The organism is Limnospira fusiformis SAG 85.79 (assembly GCF_012516315.1).
In the GTDB taxonomy this organism is placed as follows: domain Bacteria; phylum Cyanobacteriota; class Cyanobacteriia; order Cyanobacteriales; family Microcoleaceae; genus Limnospira; species Limnospira fusiformis.
This window is the reverse complement of sequence record NZ_CP051185.1, coordinates 2157321-2178618: the sequence shown is the minus strand read 5'-3', so window position 1 is coordinate 2178618 and position 21298 is coordinate 2157321. Positions and strand designations below refer to the sequence as shown.

Here is a 21298-nt window from a genome sequence, read left to right as displayed (position 1 = left end):
TGATAACATATTTTAGCAATCAATAGCCATAAAATTTATGTTGTGGAAACCCATTGAAGATTTGCCATCCAACTGGCAAGATTTAGCTAGTAGTGAACTGCCACCTTTAGTCACCGTTTGGAACGAGCAAGCCGATCGCCTGCGTCAATCGGGAGAGTTTCAAACCTTTAGCGAAAAGCTGCGGCGGGAAATCGCCATTGAAACCGGAATTATTGAGCGTTTATACACCATAGATCGCGGCATCACTCGTTTGTTAATTGAACAGGGAATTAATGAAGCATTAATCCCTCACGGCTCTACAGATATTCCAGTTAAACAGGTCGTTTCGCTCATTAAAGATCAAGAGGCTGCCATTGAGGGATTATTTAATTTTGTTGGGGGTCAAAGAAATCTATCTACTTCTTATATCAAGGAGTTACATCAAGTTTTAACCCAGAGTCAGGAAAGCACAGAAGCCTTAAACCCACAGGGAAAAATCTTTAGGGTTCCCTTAATTAAAGGCGACTGGAAACGTCAACCCAATAACCCCCTCCGACCAGATGGCACAATTCACGAGTATTGTCCGCCGGAACAAGTAGCATCGGAAATGGATCTATTAATCACCTTACATCATCAACATCAAGAACAAAAAGTTCCCCCAGAAATTGAGGCGGCTTGGTTGCATCATCGATTTACCCAAATCCACCCTTTTCAAGATGGAAATGGTCGGGTTGCTCGTTGTTTAGCCAGTTTAGTTTGCATCCAAGCGAGTTGGTTTCCTTTAGTGATAACCCGGGACGATCGCTCCGTTTATATTGCCGCTTTGGAACAGGCAGATAGCGGTGATTTATCGAGTTTAATTAATCTTTTTGCTAAGAGTCAAAAGCAAGCATTTTTAAGAAGTCTTGGTTTGTCAGAACAAGTTTTATCAGAGACTAGAAGGACTCAAGTTATTGTCTCGGCTATTGCTGATAAATTGAAACAAAATCAGTTGGCTTCAGTCCAGGATAAATGTCAAAAAGCCGAAAGTTTCGCTACCATCTTATTTGATATTGCTTCTCAGCGATTCCAAGAAATTGCCGAGGACATTAAACTATCTGTTCAGAATATATTAACTGATGCCGCCGTTTTTACAATTGCAGCCCCAGTGGGCGACTCTCGATATTATTATCATCGCTATCAAGTGGTTGAAACTGCCAAACAATTAGGATATTTTGCCAACCTGCGGAACTATCATACTTGGATTCAATTGGTAATTAATATAGAAGCATCTATAACAGTTCTTCTTTCTTTTCATGTTCTCGGACATGAACACCGGGGGTTACTAATTTGTAGCGCCTGTGCTTATCATCGAGATCATGGTGAAGAAGGAGAACCAACTATTAGCGATCTTCAGCCTTTAACTGATTCTCCATTTCAATTTTCCTATGCTGATGAGCAAGAAAATTTAGTTCCCCGTTTCCATCAGTGGCTAGAAAATGTGATTTTCACTGGGTTAGAGTATTGGAACAAAAGCATTTAAAATTATTTTAAATAACCCCTTCCTGGATAGAACAAAATGCAAACAAATTGGCTAAGTTATAGTCTGATAACTTAGAAAAACCCGATTATTGCCCCTCCCGCCAATTATGAAAATGAACCCATGCACTCCTGATGCAATCAATGTTGCCCTGGTTGCTCTACTTTTAGCCTACTGCATAATCGCTCATTTCTCGCATAAAAGGCGGGTAAAATCCTAGCACAATATCTTGCTTGGGGACACCCAAGTTGACTAAATCTTCCGCCACATCATGCTCCGTTGAATTGCAAAAAATCCAAATTTTCTCATGGCGGATATCTAAATGGATGACACCCTGATGAATCCATCGCTGATGGTGCCAACCAAAATGGACAATTTGATAATGATTTCGTTGGGTATCAAAAATAGTCTCAACCTCAATCTCCTAATATGCTGGCTTACTTTGGGCATATTCAATCAACAATTCTTGCACAAATGGAAACTCCCCAGGAATTAGACACAGGGGGAACTCCAAAATACACAAGTTATGCTATAATTAGTTCCCAAACATGAACCTGAGTTGGGTAGGCTGGCTATGATATTTATTAACCCCAAAACCGGCTACGCTTTTAAAAAAATCTTTGGTTCGCCACAAAGCAAGAACATCTTAATCAGTTTTCTCAATGGTTTGGTCTATGAGGGAAATTCCACTATTGAATACTTGGAAATCATTAAGCCGAATTTGCCCCCGCAACTGGAAGGGTTAAAAGATACCTATCTCGATGTTAAAGCGCGCTTGAATGACGGCACATTGGTGATTATTCAAATTCAGGTTTTGAATGTGCAGTTTTCTGGGAAGCGGGTTTTATTTAATGCGGCGAAAACTTATGCGTTTCAACTGGAACGGAGACGACAAGCATATCGAGACCTAAAACCTGTGATTGCTTTAACCTTGACCGACTTTGATATGTTCCCCGGACAAAATCAATTGATTTCCCGGTTTGTCTATCGCGAGAAGTCTGAGGGCTGGTACTACCCAGATAATGGGATGGAGTTAGTCTTTGTGGAATTGCCGAAGTTTACCAAAGAACTCAACGAACTGGAAACCCTGACGGATAAATGGATTTATTTTATGAAGTATGCCCGATCGCTCTCTTCTATTCCTGAAAATATGGATGATATCCCCGAACTCAATCAAGCCTTTGAAATTGCTAATCAAGCTGGATTAACCCTAGAGGAATTGGAAGAGTTAGAGCGGCGGGAAATGTTTATTTATGACCAACAAGGCGCGATCGCATTGGGACTACAACAAGGGCGACAACAAGGGCGAGAAGAAGGGCGAGAAGAAGCAAAACGTGAGACGGCTCGCAATTTATTGGGTCAACTGAATGATGAGACGATCGCCCAAGCTACTGGATTAAGTTTAGAGGAAATTGCCACTTTACGGGAAGAGAGGTCTAGTGATTAGCTAAAGTTGAGAAAGAACCCCCAGTCTTTTGGATTTGTGACCATGAATGCTGTTGAAATCGAGGAAGCAGTTTCCCAACTCGCGGAAGCACCTTTTGACCCCGAAGCCTTCCCCTATAGCTTCCTGGAAGCCTTTGGGAATAAGGCGACCACCATCAAGCGCCTGAAAAGCGATCGCCACAGCACCAATCAATCGGACTTACCCGGTGGGGTACTTCAGCGCCACAATATCCATTTAAAAGTCTGCCCAGAGGGGGAAGTCACCGCCACCTTAACAGCCTTGCGCGAGAGTCCCGCCACCACTCGCTACAAAGTCAAGTTTATTCTCGCCACGGACGGCAAAAGTTTTGAGGCGGAAAGTTTGGTCGATGGGGAGACTGTCGCCTGTGATTACCCGGACTTTTCCGACCATTTCGGCTTTTTCCTGCCTTTGGCGGGGATTACCACCGTGTGGCAAATCCGCGAGAATGCCTTTGATATCAAAGCAACAGGTCGCCTCAATCGGCTGTATGTGGAGTTACTCAAGCTGAATCCAGACTGGGATAAAGCGGAAGGTCGCGAGAAGTTTAACCATTTCATGGCGCGGCTGATTTTCTGCTTTTTTGCGGAAGATACCAACATTTTCCACAGTGAGAAGTTATTTACAAATGCGATCGCCCAGATGAGTGCGGCCGATGCTGCCAATACCGATGAGGTGCTATCGGAGCTATTTCGGGCGATGGCGACCCCCCACAACCAGCGAGAAGCGGCTGGGATTCGCAATTGGGCGAATGTGTTTCCTTATGTGAATGGGGGGCTATTTGGCCCTCATCCCCTAACCCCTTCTCCCAAACCGGGAGAAGGGGGACAAGAAACTCTTACTCCCCTCTCCTCCTCTGGGAGAGGGGCTGGGGGTGAGGGCGCTCTGAATTTCCCTCATCCCCTAACCCCTTCTCCCAAACCGGGAGAAGGGGGACAAGAAACTCTTACTCCCCTCTCCTCCTCTGGGAGAGGGGCTGGGGGTGAGGGCGCTCTGAATTTCCCTCATCCCCTAACCCCTTCTCCCAAACCGGGAGAAGGGGGACAAGAAACTCTTACTCCCCTCTCCTCCTCTGGGAGAGGGGCTGGGGGTGAGGGCGCTCTGAATTTCCCTCATCCCCTAACCCCTTCTCCCAAACCGGGAGAAGGGGGACAAGAAACTCTTACTCCCCTCTCCTCCTCTGGGAGAGGGGCTGGGGGTGAGGGCGCTCTGAATTTCCCTCATCCCCTAACCCCTTCTCCCAAACCGGGAGAAGGGGGACAAGAAGCTCTTACTCCCCTCTCCTCCTCTGGGAGAGGGGCTGGGGGTGAGGGCGCTCTGAATTTCCCTCATCCCCTAACCCCTTCTCCCAAACCGGGAGAAGGGGGACAAGAAACTCTTACTCCCCTCTCCTCCTCTGGGAGAGGGGCTGGGGGTGAGGGCAAATACTGGGAAGTTCCCCCTGCCCTGAAAAAGAAAATGACTGAAGTTGCCCGTCAATTTCGCAAAGAACCCACTCCCAGTGAACATATCCTTTGGCAAGGCCTGCGTGGACGCAAACTAGAAGGACGGAAATTTAGACGACAACAGCCGATTGGAGTCTTCATTGTTGATTTCTTCTGTGGTGCAGAACGGCTAATTGTGGAAGTCGATGGGGGTATTCATAAATCGCAGCAAGAGGCAGACCAACAACGACAGGAATTGCTGGAGTCATTAGGCTTGAGGGTAATTCGCTTATCTAGTGAGTTAGTTGAAACGAATTTAGATGAGGCATTAGCTGTTATCCGTCAAGCGTTTGGCCCTCATCCCCTAACCCCTTCTCCCAAACCGGGAGAAGGGGGACAAGAAACTCTTACTCCCCTCTCCTCCTCTGGGAGAGGGGCTGGGGGTGAGGACGAGATGAATTTCCCTCATCCCCTAACCCCTTCTCCCAAACCGGGAGAAGGGGGACAAGAAACTCTTACTCCCCTCTCCTCCTCTGGGAGAGGGGCTGGGGGTGAGGGCGCTCTGAATTTCCCTCATCCCCTAACCCCTTCTCCCAAACCGGGAGAAGGGGGACAAGAAACTCTTACTCCCCTCTCCTCCTCTGGGAGAGGGGCTGGGGGTGAGGGCGAGATGAATTTCCCTCATCCCCTAACCCCTTCTCCCAAACCGGGAGAAGGGGGACAAGAAACTCTTACTCCCCTCTCCTCCTCTGGGAGAGGGGCTGGGGGTGAGGACGAGATGAATTTCCCTCATCCCCTAACCCCTTCTCCCAAACCGGGAGAAGGGGGACAAGAAACTCTTACTCCCCTCTCCTCCTCTGGGAGAGGGGCTGGGGGTGAGGGCGCTCTGAATTTCCCTCATCCCCTAACCCCTTCTGTCAAACCGGGAGAAGGGGGACAAGAAACTCTTACTCCCCTCTCCTCCTCTGGGAGAGGGGCTGGGGGTGAGGACGAGATGAATTTCCCTCATCCCCTAACCCCTTCTGTCAAACCGGGAGAAGGGGGACAAGAAACTCTTACTCCCCTCTCCTCCTCTGGGAGAGGGGCTGGGGGTGAGGACGAGATGAATTTCCCTCATCCCCTAACCCCTTCTGTCCAACCGGGAGAAGGGGGACAAGAAACTCTTACTCCCCTCTCCTCCTCTGGGAGAGGGGCTGGGGGTGAGGGCGTTCCCCGTTTTAACAAAATTGCCCGGTCTTATTTGCTCCATGTCGGGAATTTGGACTGGAAAAAAATCAACCCCGATATTTTTGGCTCCATGATTCAGGCGGTGGCTGATGAGGAGGAGCGCGGCGCTTTGGGGATGCACTATACCAGTGTTCCCAATATCCTCAAGGTGCTTAATCCCTTGTTTTTGGATGATTTGCGATCGCAGTTGGAGGCGGCTGGGGAGAATCGCCGCAAGTTGTTGAATTTGCGCCAACGCCTCGCCAAAATTCGCGTCTTTGACCCCGCTTGTGGGTCCGGGAATTTTCTCGTCATTGCTTATAAGGAAATGCGGAAAATTGAGGCGGAAATTAACCGTCGGCGGGGGGAACCGGAGCGCCCTTCTCAGATTCCCTTGACCAATTTTCGGGGCATAGAAATTCGCCATTTTGCCGCAGAAATTGCCCGGTTAGCCTTGATTATTGCTGAGTATCAGTGTGATGTGTTGCATCGCGGGCAGATGTTGGCGTTGGCCGATTTTTTGCCCCTGAAAAATGATAATTGGATTACCTGTGGGAATGCCTTGCGCTTGGATTGGTTGAGTCTTTGTCCGCCCACGGGAACGGGGGTAAAGGTGCAGCGTCAAGATTTGGATTTGTGGGGGGAAACCCAAGACGAGGCGGAGATTGATTTTCAAAATGAGGGCGGAGAAACTTATATTTGTGGGAATCCGCCTTACAAAGGGAGTAATTGGCGCACGAAAGAACAAACAGAAGATATAGGTTTATTATTTGCTTCTAAAATAAAAATATGGAAGCCTCTTGATTATGTTTGTGGTTGGTTCATAAAAGCATCAGAGTATAGCAAGGTTACACCGACAGCAAGCGCGTTTGTGGCAACCAATTCAATTTGTCAAGGAGTACAAGCTTCTATTCTATGGCCACTCATTTATGAAAGTGGTCAAGAAATTTCTTTTGCTCATACGTCTTTTAAATGGGCTAACCTAGCGAGTCATAATGCAGGAGTTTCTGTTGTTATAGTTGGTTTCTGCAATCCTCCAATTAAAAACCGTAAACTTTATGAGATTGATAAGGATAGTGTAGTCAGCTTAAGAACTGTTGAAAATATCAATGCTTATCTTCTTAACGCGCAAAGTGTCTTTGTGGAAAGCACAAAAGTCCCTGTCGGTCTTGATTCTGTAATTACTGATGGAAGTGGTGCATTAGACGGTGGACATTTAATACTTAATCGAAACCAAAGAGACGAAATAATTAAAGCTAATAGTGGAAGATTCGCAAAATATATCCTTCCATATTTAGGTTCTGGAGAATTCATCAAAGGAAACCTGCGATGGTGTCTGTGGATTGAAGATGAGAACCTAAGTGAGGCTCTGGAAAATGCAGAAATATACAAGCGAGTCGATCAAGTTAGAAAATATCGTGAAAATTCTGGGACGAGAGCACAGACAGCAATTTCTCGTCCACATAAATTTGCTTGGATTAATAAGCGTAATTCACATCAAATTATTGTCCCAACAGTTTTTTCCGAAAGGCGCGATTATATTACTGCTGGATACTTGGATGAAAGCTATGTAATCAACAACGCTGCCAGCATAATTCAAGAGCCAAGTCTTTACATTCTTGCAATCATTTCCTCGACGTTACACTTATCTTGGGTAAGGGCTGTATCTGGAAAACTTGAAGATAGGATTAGATACACATCTTCTACTTGCTATAACACCTTTCCAGTCCCCACTCTCACGGAACAAAACAAGGCTGACCTCAACCGTTGCGCCGAAGATATCCTATTAGCGAGAGAACATTATTTCCCCGCGACAATTGCCGATATGTACGACCCCAAACGGATGGATATTGAATTCCCCCTAGTGCGGGAAGCGCACGATCGCAACGATGAAATTATCGAGCGAATTTACATCGGTCGTCGCTTCAAAAACGACACCGAACGCCTGGAAAAACTGTTTGATTTATATACAAAAATGACCAGCCAACCCACCCCAGCCCAAAAGTCTGCCAAACGGAAAACCAAGTCATAAAGCGATCGGGGATAATATAACAAATCCAACCCAATCCAACCAACTGACTGCCTAAAAACTATGACAGCCGCCGAAAAACTCAATCAACTGATTCAAACCCTTCCAGAAAACCAAATCCCAGAAGTCCAGGACTTCGCCGAATTTCTCCAGCAAAAACAACTCACCTCCATTCATCCTATTCCCTCTGGCACTCTGACTGGACTCCGAGGCATCGCCAAACGTCCCGAACCCGCCCCCAGTGATGATGAACTGCAAGTGCAACCCAACATCAACCGTAGGTTGGGTGCAACCCAACATCAAAGGTAGGTTGGGTGCAACCCAACATCAAAGGTAGGTTGGGTGCAACCCAACATCAAAGGTAGGTTGGGTGCAACCCAACATCAAAGGTAGGTTGGGTGCAACCCAACATCAAAGGTAGGTTGGGTGCAACCCAACATCAAAGGTAGGTTGGGTGCAACCCAACATCAAAGGTAGGTTGGGTGCAACCCAACATCAAAGGTAGGTTGGGTGCAACCCAACATCAACCGTAGTATGTAGGCGAGATTCCCCCGTAGTCGCCGTGGGCCGTCGCTTGTACCCCCGCGCCCCTACTGTTGCCTGGTTCATAGGAAACAGTATGATTAACAAACAGCAAAGACTTGACTTTGTGCGACAATGTGGAGATAATAATAGGGGTGAGTTTGAAGGCGATCGCGATGGAAATCCAACGGGTCATCCTCACAAATTTTGGGCTATTTAAAAATCTGGAAATTTCCTTAGCACCCACCCAGCAAAACCCCAGCAATATCACCGTATTCGTGGGCAAAAATGGCGCGGGTAAATCCTCCATTCTCACCGCTTTAGCCACCTCTCTTAGCTGGTTCACTGCTCGTTTACGCACGGAAAAAGGCAGTGGCAACCCTATCCCAGAAAATTCTATACTTAATTCCGCTAATTTTGCCAGCATTGAAATCGAGGTTTATGATAATAATCATCCCTCAGAAAATGCCGACATCAGCAATATTAATCATCAGTTTAAATGGACTTTAGCCAAAGCCCAAAAAGGGCGAAAATCCCCCTATAATAGTAACCTAAACGACTGCACTCGTTTGGCTAATATTTATCGTGATGATCTCAGCGATAATGACCAAACAAGCCTACCTCTAATTGCCTTTTATCCGGTGGAGCGCGTCGTGCTGGATATGCCCCTAAAAATTAGGACTAAGCACAGCTTTAAGCAATTAGATGGCTACGATAACGCCTTAAATCAGGGTGTAGACTTTCGCCGTTTTTTTGAATGGTTTAGAGAAAGAGAAGATACTGAGAATGAATCAGCAATTCCTCAAGACTTTTGGAACGAAATCATACCTCTCTTACAAACCGATTCAACGGTATGGGAGCAATTGCAGCAACTAAATGCCTCCGCTAAAGATAGGCAATTAACGGCAGTTCGCACCGCCATTAGCCGATTTATGCCGGATCTGGACAACCTGAGAGTCCGTCGCAAACCTCGTCTCTATATGGCGATCGACAAAAACGGTGAAACCCTAAATGTCGCCCAACTTTCACAAGGCGAAAAATCTCTGATGGCTCTAGTTGGTGATATTGCTCGCCGTCTAGCTATGCTGAACCCCGCCCTAGAAAATCCTTTAAAAGGTGATGGTATCGTTTTGATTGATGAAGTCGATTTGCATTTACATCCCTCGTGGCAGCGTAGTTTTTGCGATCGCCTCATCGACACTTTTCCTAACTGTCAATTTGTGCTAACAACCCATTCACCTCTTATCATCAGCGACTGTCAAAATATCTTGGTTTACACCTTAAACAATGGTGAATTGCAACAATTGCCTTCCCAGTATGGGCAAGATGCTAATACGGTTTTACTAGATGTCATGGATACCAGTATCCGTAATGAGACCATTGATACTGAACTGAACAATCTGCTAGATGCCATACAAAACGCCAACCTAACCGAGGCTGAACAATTGCTTTCACAATTAACTGAGAAATTGCACGCCAATCATTTAGAATTGATGAAAGCCAAACTCCTGATCAATAAACAAAAATCACGTCATGCGAAAGATTCATAAAGGCTCCGAGCCACCTAATTTGACAGCATGGAAAAAGAAAAATCCTCACATCAACCGTAGGTTGGGTGCAACCCAACATCAACCGTAGGTTAGGTGCAACCCAACATCAACCGTAGGTTAGGTGCAACCCAACATCAACCGTAGGTTAGGTGCAACCCAACATCAACCGTAGGTTAGGTGCAACCCAACATCAACCGTAGGTTAGGTGCAACCCAACATCAACATCAACATCAACCGTAGGTTGGGTGCAACCCAACACCAAACCCCCACCACATAGGGACTGAGCCGATGTGATCACAATCACAACTAACCCAGAGTAACGATCGCATTTAGGTTGTTATGGCTATCATGCGATCGCCTTTGCAAATTCACAGAGTAGCCGGACTTTTATCACTGCCAACCTCAGTCAAATCTCCGATGATAGTAACCATCAACCTATTCGAGCTATCAAATCTCAATAGCTCATCTATCGTAGTATCTTTCAAAAGCAGAACCCAGCAACCTATAAGTATCATAACTTATAAGCACCTATTGTTAAAGCATCAAAATGCTGCCGCCATTGGTAGGGGAGAACCCCACTTAATGGATCGGCAGCATAGACTTTATTAAGGGCAATCAGCCAAGACTACTGAATGATATGGAAGTAGTAGCCAGCCACCACCATGTTAATTCCTAACAGGACGATCGCCCAGAAAGTACGGAAGGGATAGGGAAATCCACCAGATTTTTTAGCCATATTTTCAAAGTTCCAATGATTTTTGTCTATTAAAGCACACAATGCGATCGCTGTTAATCTATCCCCTCTCCTGAAAAAATCTCTATTTCTGTGACAGAGGCGATCGCCAGTGGTGCAGTATTTGCTATAATCGTCAAGTTGTCTCAACTCGCACATCCAAGAGTTCGGGTGTCTGTGGGGAATCTCCCTACAGATCGGCGCTTGGGTGGAGGATTAACCCGAAAAGGAGAAAAATTAATCATGCCAGTTATCAGTCTCGCAGATATGCTAGAGTCTGGGGTTCACTTTGGGCATCAGACCCGACGCTGGAACCCTAGAATGGCTCCCTACATTTTCACAGAACGCAACGGCGTTCACATCATTGACCTGGTACAAACCGCTCAATTGATGGATGATGCCTATGATTATGTCAGAAGCGCTTCTGAACAAGGCAAAAAATTCCTGTTTGTGGGAACTAAACGACAGGCTGCTGGTATTATCGCCCAGGAAGCTGCTCGCTGTGGTGGTTATTATGTCAACCAACGATGGTTGGGGGGTATGCTGACCAACTGGGTGACAATTAAAACTCGCGTAGACCGTCTCAAAGACTTGGAAGCGCGAGAAAATAGCGGTCAGTTAGACTATCTCCCCAAAAAAGAGGCGGCGGTTTTGCGTCGCGAAATGGGTAAGCTACAGAAATATTTGGGCGGTCTGAAAGGAATGCGCCGAGTCCCCGATGCCGTGATTATGGTAGACCAACGCCGGGAATATAATGCCGTCATGGAATGCCGGAAATTGGGGATTCCCATTATTGCTCTGTTAGATACTAACTGTGATCCTGACCTGGCTGATATCCATATTCCCGCTAATGATGATGCTATTCGTGCCATTAAGCTGATTGTTGGTAAATTGGCTGATGGTATTTATGAAGGCCGTCACGGGGTATCTGCTGTTGGCGCTGATGATGATGATTACGACGACGCGGATACCGATTACGATGACGAGGAATTTGGTGATGATTATGAGTCTGATGATGACTCTGATGATGACTCTGATGATTAGGTTAATACAACTATAGTCGAGGGTCTGGGGGGCGCTATGGCTTCCCAGACTTCTACCGAGCCAGGTTTCGGTATTTGGTGAAACATTTGTTAAACTTTCCTAACAAGTGTTGGTTACTGGCAATTTAACTAAGCAATTAAAGGATTAAACATGGCTGAAATCTCTGCAAAGATGGTTAAGGAACTGCGCGATAAAACTGGCGCGGGTATGATGGACTGCAAAAAAGCCCTCAAGGAAAATGATGGCGATATGACTAAAGCCGCCGAATGGCTGCGACAAAAGGGTATCGCTTCCGCTGACAAAAAATCTGGGCGTGCGGCGACTGAAGGGATAGTCGGTAGCTACATTCACACCGGGGGTCGGGTTGGTGTTCTGGTGGAGGTTAACTGCGAAACCGATTTTGTCGCTCGTCGGGAAGAGTTCCAAGAGTTGGTGCGTAATATCGCCATGCAAATTGCGGCTTGTCCTAATGTTGAATATGTCTCGGTGGATGATATCCCCGCTGCTATGGTGGCTAAGGAAAAGGAAATCGAGATGAAACGTGATGATCTCGGTAACAAGCCTGACAACATTAAAGAGAAAATTGTCCAGGGTCGTATTGATAAACGACTCAAAGAGTTGTCTCTGGTAGACCAACCCTATATCCGTGACCAGAATATTTCGGTTGAGGAACTCATTAAGCAGACTATCTCTACTTTGGGCGAAAATATTAAGGTCCGTCGGTTTGCCAGATTTGTCTTGGGTGAAGGTCTGGAAAAAGAAGAGACTAATTTTGCTGATGAAGTGGCTGCCCAAACTGGTGGGAAGGCATAACCTATCGACTCTCAATTTCTAAGTTTTGGTGAAATTAACCCCGATCTGATGGCATAATCAGAATGGATCGGGGTTTTTTGTTTAGTGTTGCTCTAATGTTCCCCCTATTATAACTATGGCCGGATCTGTTAAACAAATTGAACAGGAGATCGCAGCCCTCGAAGATGCGATCGCTGATATTGCCCAAGAATTACATCAATGTTATAGTGATTATCTACAGGTTTTGGGTGAGGGCTTGCGACAGCAACTCATCCTGGCTACTTATCATTTATGCACTCAGGGTTATCCAGAAGCCTTTTTAAAGCTGTCTTTCTCGCGACGGCAAGAACTACAATCACAAATTCGCCATCAGGTTTCGCGATCGCAAAATCGGTTATTTAATCTAGTCCGTGCGCCGATTTCTCAGCAAAAACCAGATGAGAATGACCCCCAAAAATCCGAGGATTCAGAACCATCCCCAGAGACGGAAAGCCAAGAAAATCAAGATTTTCGCCCCTCAATTTCTCCTCTTAAATCCGTTTCTCCATCTAGTCCCAAACCCCTACTAATTACGCCCTACCATCTTCTGCGTTGGCAAGAAAACATTGACGAAGCCACTACTAAAATTCTGCATCGCCTCTCCCATGAGATTAACTTGCTGTTGCAGGAATATGCTATAATGCCCCAGGAGTTGCCTGTAGCCCTCATCGAAGCCGCTTCTAAAACTGAACCTCCCCTGGAAGCTACGGCGGGTAATACCCCCAATTTGTTGACTCTCATGGTGGAGACGGAAGATGAAAATGAGGAACAGACCTCCCGCGTCACTCAACTGATTACCGTTCATCTGCGGATATCGGAAATCGAGTTTTCTGACCCTAGGGTGATGGCTGGACGACAAAAAATCCGCCAGGTGGCTAAACGCCTCAACCAGTTGGGACGCAACTATCAGAAGAAATTGCGGGAAAGGGCTGTCCTACAGGCTGAGGCGGCTTGGCGTTCTAGTTGGTTCGATGAGTAGGGAGCAGTAAATGCGATCGCCTTTGATTGCCTACCTTGACCTACCTAGCTAGGCTAGAGTCAAGATGGGCTATCATAACCCATCACCACCATAATATCTCAGATTTCTGGGTTTGTCAAGTAGTTAATCTAAATTAATCCACTAATTCACCCTCAGAAAAACCCTAGTTGATCGGACTTCACCAGAGATAGTCATAGAAACCCGGTTTCTGGGAGGTTGGGGGGAAACAAACCCGGTTTCTGGGAGTTGGGGGGAAACAAACCTGGTTTCTGGCAGAGTTTGTCCGACCTCACCAGAGATAGTCATATAAACCCCCTTTCTGGGAAGGGTTTATCAGACCTAGCGCAAATATGCTATATTGATTAAATAGTCATCTACTATGGTCATAAATAGCCACCATAGCCCATGGTTTCATGATATCTGCAATTTCTGAATTTGTCAAGTATTTGAGCTTGATTAATGCACCAATAAACCCTTATAATATCAACCAAGTTGGCAATCCAAATCAGTTAAAATTCATCACCTATGGCAATCTATGAACCCGATTGGTCTCGTCTCCAAAAAGCCCTATCTGTAGAAGCAGAACGTGGGTTTAATAACATTCAGGGCAAAGAGTATAGATTTCATGAATTTTTACAAATCAGCATTGATAAACTCATCGAAATTATCCCCCTAGAAGCTCATGATTTGGGGCGGAAATTGGTGGGAGATTTTGCTATATATTCCCAACTTATCACCGAAGATAGACAGCATTTGATCGCCGAAACTCGCAACTTTTTACTCCAAGCCGAGCGTCTGTTAGAAGCTCAGAAAAAACTCGCCCCAAATCAGCCCCCAGAGCCATCCCCTCCCCCTCGCAGTCGCAGCATTACCCAGGAAGTTACCCCGCCAAAATCTCCCCAATTAGACCAGGGTTTAAAAGAACTGGTCGGGCCTAGAAATAGCGACCTTTTAGCCAGGCTGGGAATTTATACCATTTATGATTTACTCTATTATTATCCCCGCGACCATATTGATTACGCGCGCCAAGTCCCCATCAAAGAATTAGCACCTGGGGAAACTGTTACCATTGTCGCACAGGTGAAGCGGTGTAATTGTTTTAGTAGCCCCAAAAATCGCCAACTCACTATTTTAGAATTAATGGTGAAAGACGCAACCGGACAACTCAAAATTAGTCGTTTTTTTGCCGGAAATCGCTATAGCAATAAAGGCTGGCAACATAAACAAAAATATAACTATCCTCCGGGAGCCATTATCGCGGCTTCTGGGTTGGTGAAAAAAAATAAATATGGCATTACCCTAGATAACCCGGAATTGGAAGTCTTAGACCGGGTTGATAGTCGTGCGGCTTCCATGAAAATTGGGCGGGTTTTACCGGTTTATCCGTTGTCGGATGGCATTGGGGCGGATTTGCTCAGGAAGGCGGTTTTGGCGGCATTACCAGCAGCTAATAAACTCCCGGAATCATTACCTCCCAAATTGCTGGAAAAATATCAGTTAATTGAAATCTCGGATGCTATCACTAATATTCACTTCCCCCCCAACCGCGACTGGTTAGCCTCGGCTAGACGACGCTTAGTATTTGATGAATTTTTCTATTTGCAAATCGGCTTATTGCAGCGGCGACAAGTTTCTAAAACCAACGAAAAAAGCGCGGCTCTCCTCCCCCAAGGTGAACTCATCCAACAGTTTTATAAAATCTTGCCTTTTGAATTAACCAAGGCTCAAAAACGAGTGATTGGAGAAATCTTGACGGATCTCAATTCGGAAGAACCTATGAACCGCTTAATTCAAGGAGATGTTGGGGCGGGTAAAACTGTGGTGGCTGTGGTGGCAATGTTGGCGGCAATTCAAGCAGGATATCAGACGGCTTTGATGGCTCCGACGGAGGTTTTGGCGGAACAACATTATCAAAAATTGGTGGGTTGGTTGAATTTAATGCACCTTCCGGTTGAGTTGTTGACCGGTTCGACTAAGGCTGCTAAACGTCGCCAAATTCATGCTCAATTACAAACGGGAGAATTGCCGGTTTTGGTGGGAACTCATGCGTTAATTCAAGACCAGGTGAATTTTCATAAGTTGGGGTTGGTGGTGATTGATGAACAGCATCGCTTTGGGGTGCATCAACGGGCTAAGTTACAACAAAAAGGTGAGTCACCCCATGTTTTGACCATGACCGCAACTCCTATTCCCCGCACATTATCCCTCACTTTACACGGAGATCTCGATGTGAGTCAGTTGGATGAATTACCGCCGGGAAGACAGCCAATTCAAACTACTATGTTATCTGGTCGTAAACGTCAGGAAGCCTACGATTTGATTAGCCGAGAAGTGGCACAAGGACGACAGGTTTATGTGGTTTTACCTTTGGTGGAAGAGTCGGAAAAATTGGATGTGCGATCGGCTGTTGAAGAACATCAAAAATTGCAAACTAAGATTTTCCCGGAATTGGCGATCGCTTTATTGCATGGTCGCATGAGTAGCCAGGAAAAAGAAGCGGCGATCGCTAAATTTAGGGATGGAGAAACTCATATCCTAGTATCGACAACTGTGGTGGAGGTTGGGGTTGATGTTCCTAATGCTACGGTGATGTTAATTGAAAATGCGGAAAGGTTTGGCTTGTCACAATTGCACCAACTACGGGGTCGGGTCGGTCGTGGCGCTCACAAGTCCTATTGTTTGTTAATGTCGGGGAGTTCCTCACCGGAAGCCAAGCAAAGATTACAGGTTTTGGAACAGTCCCAGGATGGCTTTTTTATTGCTGAAATGGATATGCAGTTACGGGGTCCCGGTCAGGTTTTGGGAACTCGTCAGTCGGGTTTACCTGACTTCGCTTTGGCTAGTTTGGTGGAAGATCGCGAGGTTTTGGAACTAGCCAGAGAAGCCGCACAAAAAGTCATCGAGAAAGACTACACCCTCCAACGTTGGCCGGCTATGGCGGCGGAGTGGAACCGACGCTATCAAAAAATGATGGGAGGATCGATTTTGACTTAGGTTGACACCTTGAATATTCACAATATAAGGCAGATTTTTCCATCAATTATCACAGGATGAAATTAGTCATGACTGAATATAATGTATATAGTGACACATATACTAAACACCTCCAAAAACTCAAGAATGTTTTGGCTAGTGACAAAGCATACGAGCAAGCTATTGGCGGAAACTTTCTAGCTGTAGGTCAACTGGAACTAGGTTTACTTAGACAACAGGGACTCAAACCAGGTCAAATGGTGATTGATGTAGGGTGTGGAAGTGGGCGTTTGGCTGGTCCTTTGGCGGGTATTCCTGACATTCGCTACTTAGGTATCGATTTAGTTCAGGATTTATTGGACTATGCACGTAAAATTTGCAATCGGAATGATTGGCAGTTTGTGAAGGTCAAGAGTCTGAGTATTCCAGCATCAGATCAAGTGGCTGACTTTGTGGTATTTTTTTCGGTGCTTACCCATTTAAGACATGAGGATAGCTATAAATATTTAGCTGAAGCTAATCGAGTGCTTAAACCCGGAGGATGTATTATCATCAGTTTTCTGGAGTTTAGAATTCCATCACACTGGTCTGTATTCGAGGAAATGCTTAAAAATCCAGACCCCCACAAACATATTGACCAATTCATAGATCGCGATGCAATTCGTGCCTGGACTCAACATCTGGGACTCAATATTGATGCTATCCATGATGGGGATAAACCCCATATCCCCTTGTTGTCAACAATTACTTGGGATGATGGCCGATCGCAAACAAGCCTAGGTAACTTGGGACAATCGGTAGCTATTCTCAGAAAACCCCTAAACCAAAACCTATAGGGCTTGTCTTCGCTCCCGGATTAGCTTAATATATAGATGGCGGAAAGTCGATTTCATTACCCTTGGTAAGCCAAAATCTATGGGGGTCATTTTGTCGGGGAGTCGCCAATCGTCAACCCGTAAATCATCCGGGTGCAACAACGGAAAGGCGATCGCCTCTAATTCCCCACACAACCCTAGACTTTTCGCGGCCACTAGGGTGGGGACTAAATCCCATTGTACCCCTAACACTTCTACCATTGCCCTATCGAGTGCAAAAACGTCCTCAGAGGCTCCTAGCAAGCCCAACAAGCGGGGTTCCCCGTTACTCGGACCATTTCCCTCATGGGCGATAATACCATCAATAACGGTCAATTCTGGGGCGATCGCTCTAGCGGTTTCTACCAACATTCTACCAAAGCGATCGGCATCTTTTCCGGCTTCCATGTGCCACCAGGCCTTCATTTTCCCCGGAACACAACCAAACAGGTTTTTCACCCCCAGAGTCATTGTTAGCTGGGTGTGAGATTTCACCTTGGGGAGGTTAATCACAACGTCGGCTTCCATAGCCTCCCGACTTAACCGCAACCGTTCAAACTCTTGGGTAGCGGTTGAATACTGGCGACCGTGAAATTCCACCACGGGTAAGTCTAACTCCCTAATTAGGGGTAAATAACCGTTGGCTTTGGCTACCCCTAAAGCACTCCCAAAGGCTGGACTATCTCCTAAAAATGGCTGACCACCTACTTCTTTAACTAACCTCGCCACCTCGGCTACTAATTCGGGACGGGTGACACATTCTTTGGTCGGACGAGAACCTGTTAATAAGTTCGGCTTTAATAAAACGCGATCGCCTGGCTTCACCCATCTTCTCACACCTCCCCAAGGTTCCAATAAGGCTTCTAAAGAATGGCGTAAGGCTAATGGTTCATAGGAACTTGCTTGAATTAAACTTACTAAAGGCATGGTTAATTATGACAATTTTTTAAAAATGTGAGATGCACCTGCGAATTAACTTAGACTACTACTGTACCCCAATTTTACCGACGGCTCCCCTTTGTAAGGCTGTTATCCTCTGAGCATTGGCGAAACTGGCTTGATCTCGAATTTGGGGAAGTGGCGGCTTGACTTCCACCTTAGTCACCTTAGCCATACAGACCAAAACGGTTTGATCAATCAAATGGAAAGTTACCCACCTTTGTGATAACATTTGGGGCAATTTTTGGGCTAATTCAGCGGCAGAAATTGGCAGACTGAAGGTTTCAACTGTACCACTTTCATAATAAAATGATATCTGTGGCTCCCCTGTCTCTGCGTGCATTGTCGCAAAAGAACCTTTAGGCATGATTGTTCCCTCAATTCAATTAATGTTTTGACAATATGAGGCTGAAGATACGAGAGCTTAAATTTTAATCTTTTTCGGTTGATTTCGTCAAACTTTCCCAGATGTGGCGATCGCATTACCCCTAAACTACTTAAAGCCTAGTAGAAGGCTACTAGGCTCTAAACCGACTGAGTAAACTCAGTTGACTCAAGCAGACGTTGGATAAGTTACTCAGAAAAATGATAGGATCTAAATTTGGTTAACAAAACTTGCAACAACCCTGACTCAGGGAACTCACCTTAGAAATCAAGCCGATACAGGCTCCGTTTATAGCACCGATCCCAAACAAACTCAACTTACGAGAGCCTCCAGGCCGGGAGTTTACCCCTTTGACGATGCCAACAAGTTATAGCTCGAACACACTGTTCAGACGCTGCAAGTGGACTCAAGCAGGCGGACACAGGCTCTAAGTCCGAAACTGGGTTACTCAAAGAATTAACTTCGTTTTGTGTCCCTATACTGGTAATATAGCACCATTTTGGGACTAGGCAAGCATAATTTACAAAGTTTTACAATAGGAGTGGCTAAAGACTATTTTATGGAGATTTGAGAAAGCGAACGGAGATGCGATCGCCCAATTGTAGCCCCAATTCCTCAGTTAGTCCCCCTCGCAACTCAATCACCTTGTCCACCATCACATTAGTAGGTCCATAGGTCGGACAAGGTTCAGCCTCGCAGGGGAGAGCATTAACCTGAATATAACGAACCACCCCATCACGCATAAAAATCATATCCAAAGGAATCTTACAGTTTTTCATCCAAAACTGTGCAAACTCAGGGCGCGCGAAGACAAATAACATACCGCGATTGTCGGGGAGGAAAGTCCGAAACATCAACCCCAAAGTCTGTTGTTCAGGAGTTCTCGCCACTTCGAGCTGAATTTCGCGATCGCCAATCATAGCTTTAGCCGTAATCGGTAGCATCTGACCCTGACTAAAAACTGGCACCATATCCTGTTCCAACTGATTAGGAGGAACAGACACCATTGGCGTATCACAGCCTACCAAAAACCAGGTAATAGTCACACAACTTAATCCCAATCGCCGCCAATCCATGCGCCACCCCCCGGACGCACCGCCACTGAACCTAGGCATCTCGCAAAACATATCCTACACCTCTGACAGTCTGAATCAATCGTTTTTCCCCTTCCTCCTCAATTTTTAGTCGCAAATAGCGAATATAAACCTCAATCACATTAGACTCTCCCAAAAAATCATATCCCCAGACATTTTCCAGGATCTGTTCACGAGTCAAAACTTCCCGAGGATGCTCCATTAAATATTTGAGCAAATCAAATTCCTTCATGGTTAAATCGATCGCCCGATGGTTACGAATAGCGCGTCTGGTCGCCAAATCTAAGACCAAATCCGCAAACCGCAACATATCGGAGTGATTATCTTCCGATTTGAGATATAGCTTCACCAAATCGAGGAACTCTTCACAGCGATAGGGTTTGAGAAAATAATCATCAGCGCCTGATTCCAAACAAGCCACCCGGTCATCAACGGTATCACGAGCCATAAAGATTAATATAGGCGCAGTGCAGCCCATTTCCCGGAGATGGCGACACAGAGACAATCCCGACTCTCCCCCCAGCATCAATTCTATGACAATCAAAGCTGGTTGCAGTTCCGTTACCTGATGTAAACCCATGGCGGTATTGTGAGCCACTACCGGAAAGTAGCCGGACTCGTGCAAGTCATTACTGATATTTTCCGCCAACAGTTGATCACTTTCAATAATCAATATGGAGGCACGGGAATCTAGGGCGATCGCATTCATAGGGGAACAGTTTACCGTGTAAAATTAGTTAATTCGACTCAGTTGCCTCAAGGTAGTTCCACAGAAGTAGGTTTAGCAATATGAGGGAGTCCCCAGCCTAGTTTTTCTCGCAAAATTTGGAAAAATTCCGGTGGTTTCAGACGAATAAAACGAGCCGGAAAAGGCGATCGCTCAACTCGGACGTGATATTCTGGTAGAACATAACATCCGCCATTGCCATCAACCACCATCACCAATTGATTAGGACTAGCCGGGTAAATAGTCACCACTTCCCGGTCTGCATAAACCAAAGCCCGCGAAGCCAGAGAATGGGGACAAATTGGCAACAATTGCAGAACTCCCACCCCTGGCGTAACTACTGCTCCCCCCGCCGACAGACAATAAGCCGTAGAGCCAGTCGGGGTAGAAATAATCACCCCATCAGCAGCAATATCAACCGGAACATGGCGACCGATTTCTATTTCAAAATGGCACATACAGGTCATCGGTTCCCGGTGTAGCACCATTTCATTTAAACAGAGAGCCTCCCAGAGCAAACTTTCCTGGTGAAATACCCGCACCAATAGCATTGTCCGTTCTTCAACCAAATATTCCCCTGCCAAAACCGCTTCTAAGGCTTGGGGGAACTGATTTAGATAAGTTTCCGTCAGAAATCCCATGTGGCCTGTATTTACCGCTAACATGGGGATACCCTGGGGCGCTAATTGTCGGGACGCAGAAAGAACAGTGCCATCTCCCCCTAGGACAATAGCAAGGCTCATATCGCGATCGAACTCTGGCGGCGCTAACCCCTCGATCGCAGTATGACACAGAGGGCGATCGGGATTAGAATAACCCAAAATCCCCCCCATTCCTGTCGCCACAAAAACATCCCAACCCAGGTTGGTTAACTTGTCCTTTAATTCAATGGCACTGCGACAAGCAGCAGCCTTAGCATCGTTATAAAGAATCCCTACTTTTGGCACGGGGATAAACTTAATAATGGTTGAGCAACAATCATTGGGGCTAATTTACTTAGCGCCCCATTTTACCACAATCAGCCAAATAACTGACCGATTCCATT

The 21298-nt window shown here is 46.0% G+C and carries 18 protein-coding genes; 10 read left to right on the top strand and 8 right to left on the bottom strand.

Going from position 1 to position 21298, the window contains the following annotated elements; genetic code table 11:
* Positions 1-37: 37 nt before the first annotated feature.
* Entirely contained in the window at positions 38-1501 is a 1464-nt protein-coding gene (locus HFV01_RS10400) for a Fic family protein (protein WP_006625075.1), read from the top strand.
* Positions 1502-1664: 163 nt separating this feature from the next.
* Here HFV01_RS10400 and HFV01_RS10395 read toward each other — a convergent pair whose 3' ends face one another.
* The gene (locus HFV01_RS10395; protein ID WP_228116600.1) at positions 1665-1919 is read right to left on the bottom strand and encodes a XisI protein; all 255 of its coding nucleotides are present in this window, start codon (positions 1917-1919) and stop codon (positions 1665-1667) included.
* A 153-nt stretch (positions 1920-2072) separates the two neighbouring features.
* Between HFV01_RS10395 and HFV01_RS10390 the strand changes: the two genes are divergently transcribed.
* The 4 genes from HFV01_RS10390 (at position 2073) to HFV01_RS10375 (ending at position 9694) form a co-directional block, all read left to right on the top strand.
* A complete protein-coding gene (locus tag HFV01_RS10390; protein ID WP_006625072.1) occupies positions 2073-2945 on the top strand; it encodes an Rpn family recombination-promoting nuclease/putative transposase in 873 nt (290 codons plus the stop codon).
* A 42-nt stretch (positions 2946-2987) separates the two neighbouring features.
* Positions 2988-7625 carry a DNA methyltransferase gene (locus HFV01_RS10385; protein WP_193521066.1) on the top strand — a complete coding sequence of 1546 codons (4638 nt, stop codon included), beginning with the start codon at positions 2988-2990 and terminating at the stop codon, positions 7623-7625.
* 60 nt (positions 7626-7685) lie between these two features.
* A complete protein-coding gene (locus HFV01_RS10380; RefSeq protein WP_006668774.1) occupies positions 7686-7931 on the top strand; it encodes a DUF2281 domain-containing protein in 246 nt (81 codons plus the stop codon).
* A gap of 350 nt (positions 7932-8281) precedes the next feature.
* Positions 8282-9694 (top strand): AAA family ATPase, encoded by a 1413-nt coding sequence (locus HFV01_RS10375; protein WP_318286236.1) that lies wholly within the window; start codon positions 8282-8284, stop codon positions 9692-9694.
* 625 nt (positions 9695-10319) lie between these two features.
* Here the strand turns inward: HFV01_RS10375 and HFV01_RS30460 are convergent.
* Complete coding sequence (locus tag HFV01_RS30460; protein ID WP_318286235.1) at positions 10320-10577, bottom strand: photosystem I protein PsaX; 258 nt, start codon at positions 10575-10577, stop codon at positions 10320-10322.
* 93 nt (positions 10578-10670) lie between these two features.
* On the opposite strand from HFV01_RS30460, the gene rpsB reads away from it, so the two are divergent.
* The 3 genes from rpsB to HFV01_RS10355 all read left to right on the top strand — a co-directional run bounded on the left by rpsB (position 10671) and on the right by HFV01_RS10355 (position 13281).
* A complete protein-coding gene (gene rpsB / locus HFV01_RS10365; protein ID WP_193521065.1) occupies positions 10671-11471 on the top strand; it encodes a 30S ribosomal protein S2 in 801 nt (266 codons plus the stop codon).
* 150 nt (positions 11472-11621) lie between these two features.
* Positions 11622-12284 carry a translation elongation factor Ts gene (gene tsf / locus HFV01_RS10360; protein ID WP_006668770.1) on the top strand — a complete coding sequence of 221 codons (663 nt, stop codon included), beginning with the start codon at positions 11622-11624 and terminating at the stop codon, positions 12282-12284.
* A 115-nt stretch (positions 12285-12399) separates the two neighbouring features.
* Positions 12400-13281, top strand: coding sequence for a hypothetical protein (locus tag HFV01_RS10355; RefSeq protein WP_193521064.1), 882 nt, complete (start codon positions 12400-12402; stop codon positions 13279-13281).
* A 141-nt stretch (positions 13282-13422) separates the two neighbouring features.
* On the opposite strand, the gene HFV01_RS10350 is transcribed toward HFV01_RS10355, so the two are convergent.
* Positions 13423-13587 (bottom strand): hypothetical protein, encoded by a 165-nt coding sequence (locus HFV01_RS10350; protein WP_006625061.1) that lies wholly within the window; start codon positions 13585-13587, stop codon positions 13423-13425.
* A 219-nt stretch (positions 13588-13806) separates the two neighbouring features.
* On the opposite strand from HFV01_RS10350, the gene recG reads away from it, so the two are divergent.
* A complete protein-coding gene (gene recG / locus HFV01_RS10345; protein ID WP_193521063.1) occupies positions 13807-16275 on the top strand; it encodes an ATP-dependent DNA helicase RecG in 2469 nt (822 codons plus the stop codon).
* A gap of 68 nt (positions 16276-16343) precedes the next feature.
* Positions 16344-17090, top strand: a complete 747-nt coding sequence (locus tag HFV01_RS10340; protein WP_006668766.1) for a class I SAM-dependent methyltransferase — start codon at positions 16344-16346, stop codon at positions 17088-17090.
* On the opposite strand, the gene HFV01_RS10335 is transcribed toward HFV01_RS10340, so the two are convergent.
* From HFV01_RS10335 to HFV01_RS10315, 5 genes are all read right to left on the bottom strand, one after another.
* Complete coding sequence (locus HFV01_RS10335) at positions 17085-18035, bottom strand: Npun_F2552 family protein (protein WP_006668765.1); 951 nt, start codon at positions 18033-18035, stop codon at positions 17085-17087. The genes HFV01_RS10340 and HFV01_RS10335 overlap by 6 nt on opposite strands.
* 58 nt (positions 18036-18093) lie before the next feature.
* Positions 18094-18414, bottom strand: a complete 321-nt coding sequence (locus HFV01_RS10330; protein WP_006625056.1) for a hypothetical protein — start codon at positions 18412-18414, stop codon at positions 18094-18096.
* Positions 18415-18989: 575 nt separating this feature from the next.
* Entirely contained in the window at positions 18990-19508 is a 519-nt protein-coding gene (locus HFV01_RS10325; protein WP_006625055.1) for a DUF192 domain-containing protein, read from the bottom strand.
* Between the two features lie 31 nt (positions 19509-19539).
* Positions 19540-20235: a response regulator transcription factor NblR gene (gene nblR, locus HFV01_RS10320; RefSeq protein ID WP_008051568.1), complete on the bottom strand. Its 696-nt coding sequence runs from the start codon at positions 20233-20235 to the stop codon at positions 19540-19542.
* Between the two features lie 47 nt (positions 20236-20282).
* Complete coding sequence (locus HFV01_RS10315; protein WP_046319374.1) at positions 20283-21200, bottom strand: NAD(+) kinase; 918 nt, start codon at positions 21198-21200, stop codon at positions 20283-20285.
* Positions 21201-21298 lie beyond the last annotated feature (98 nt).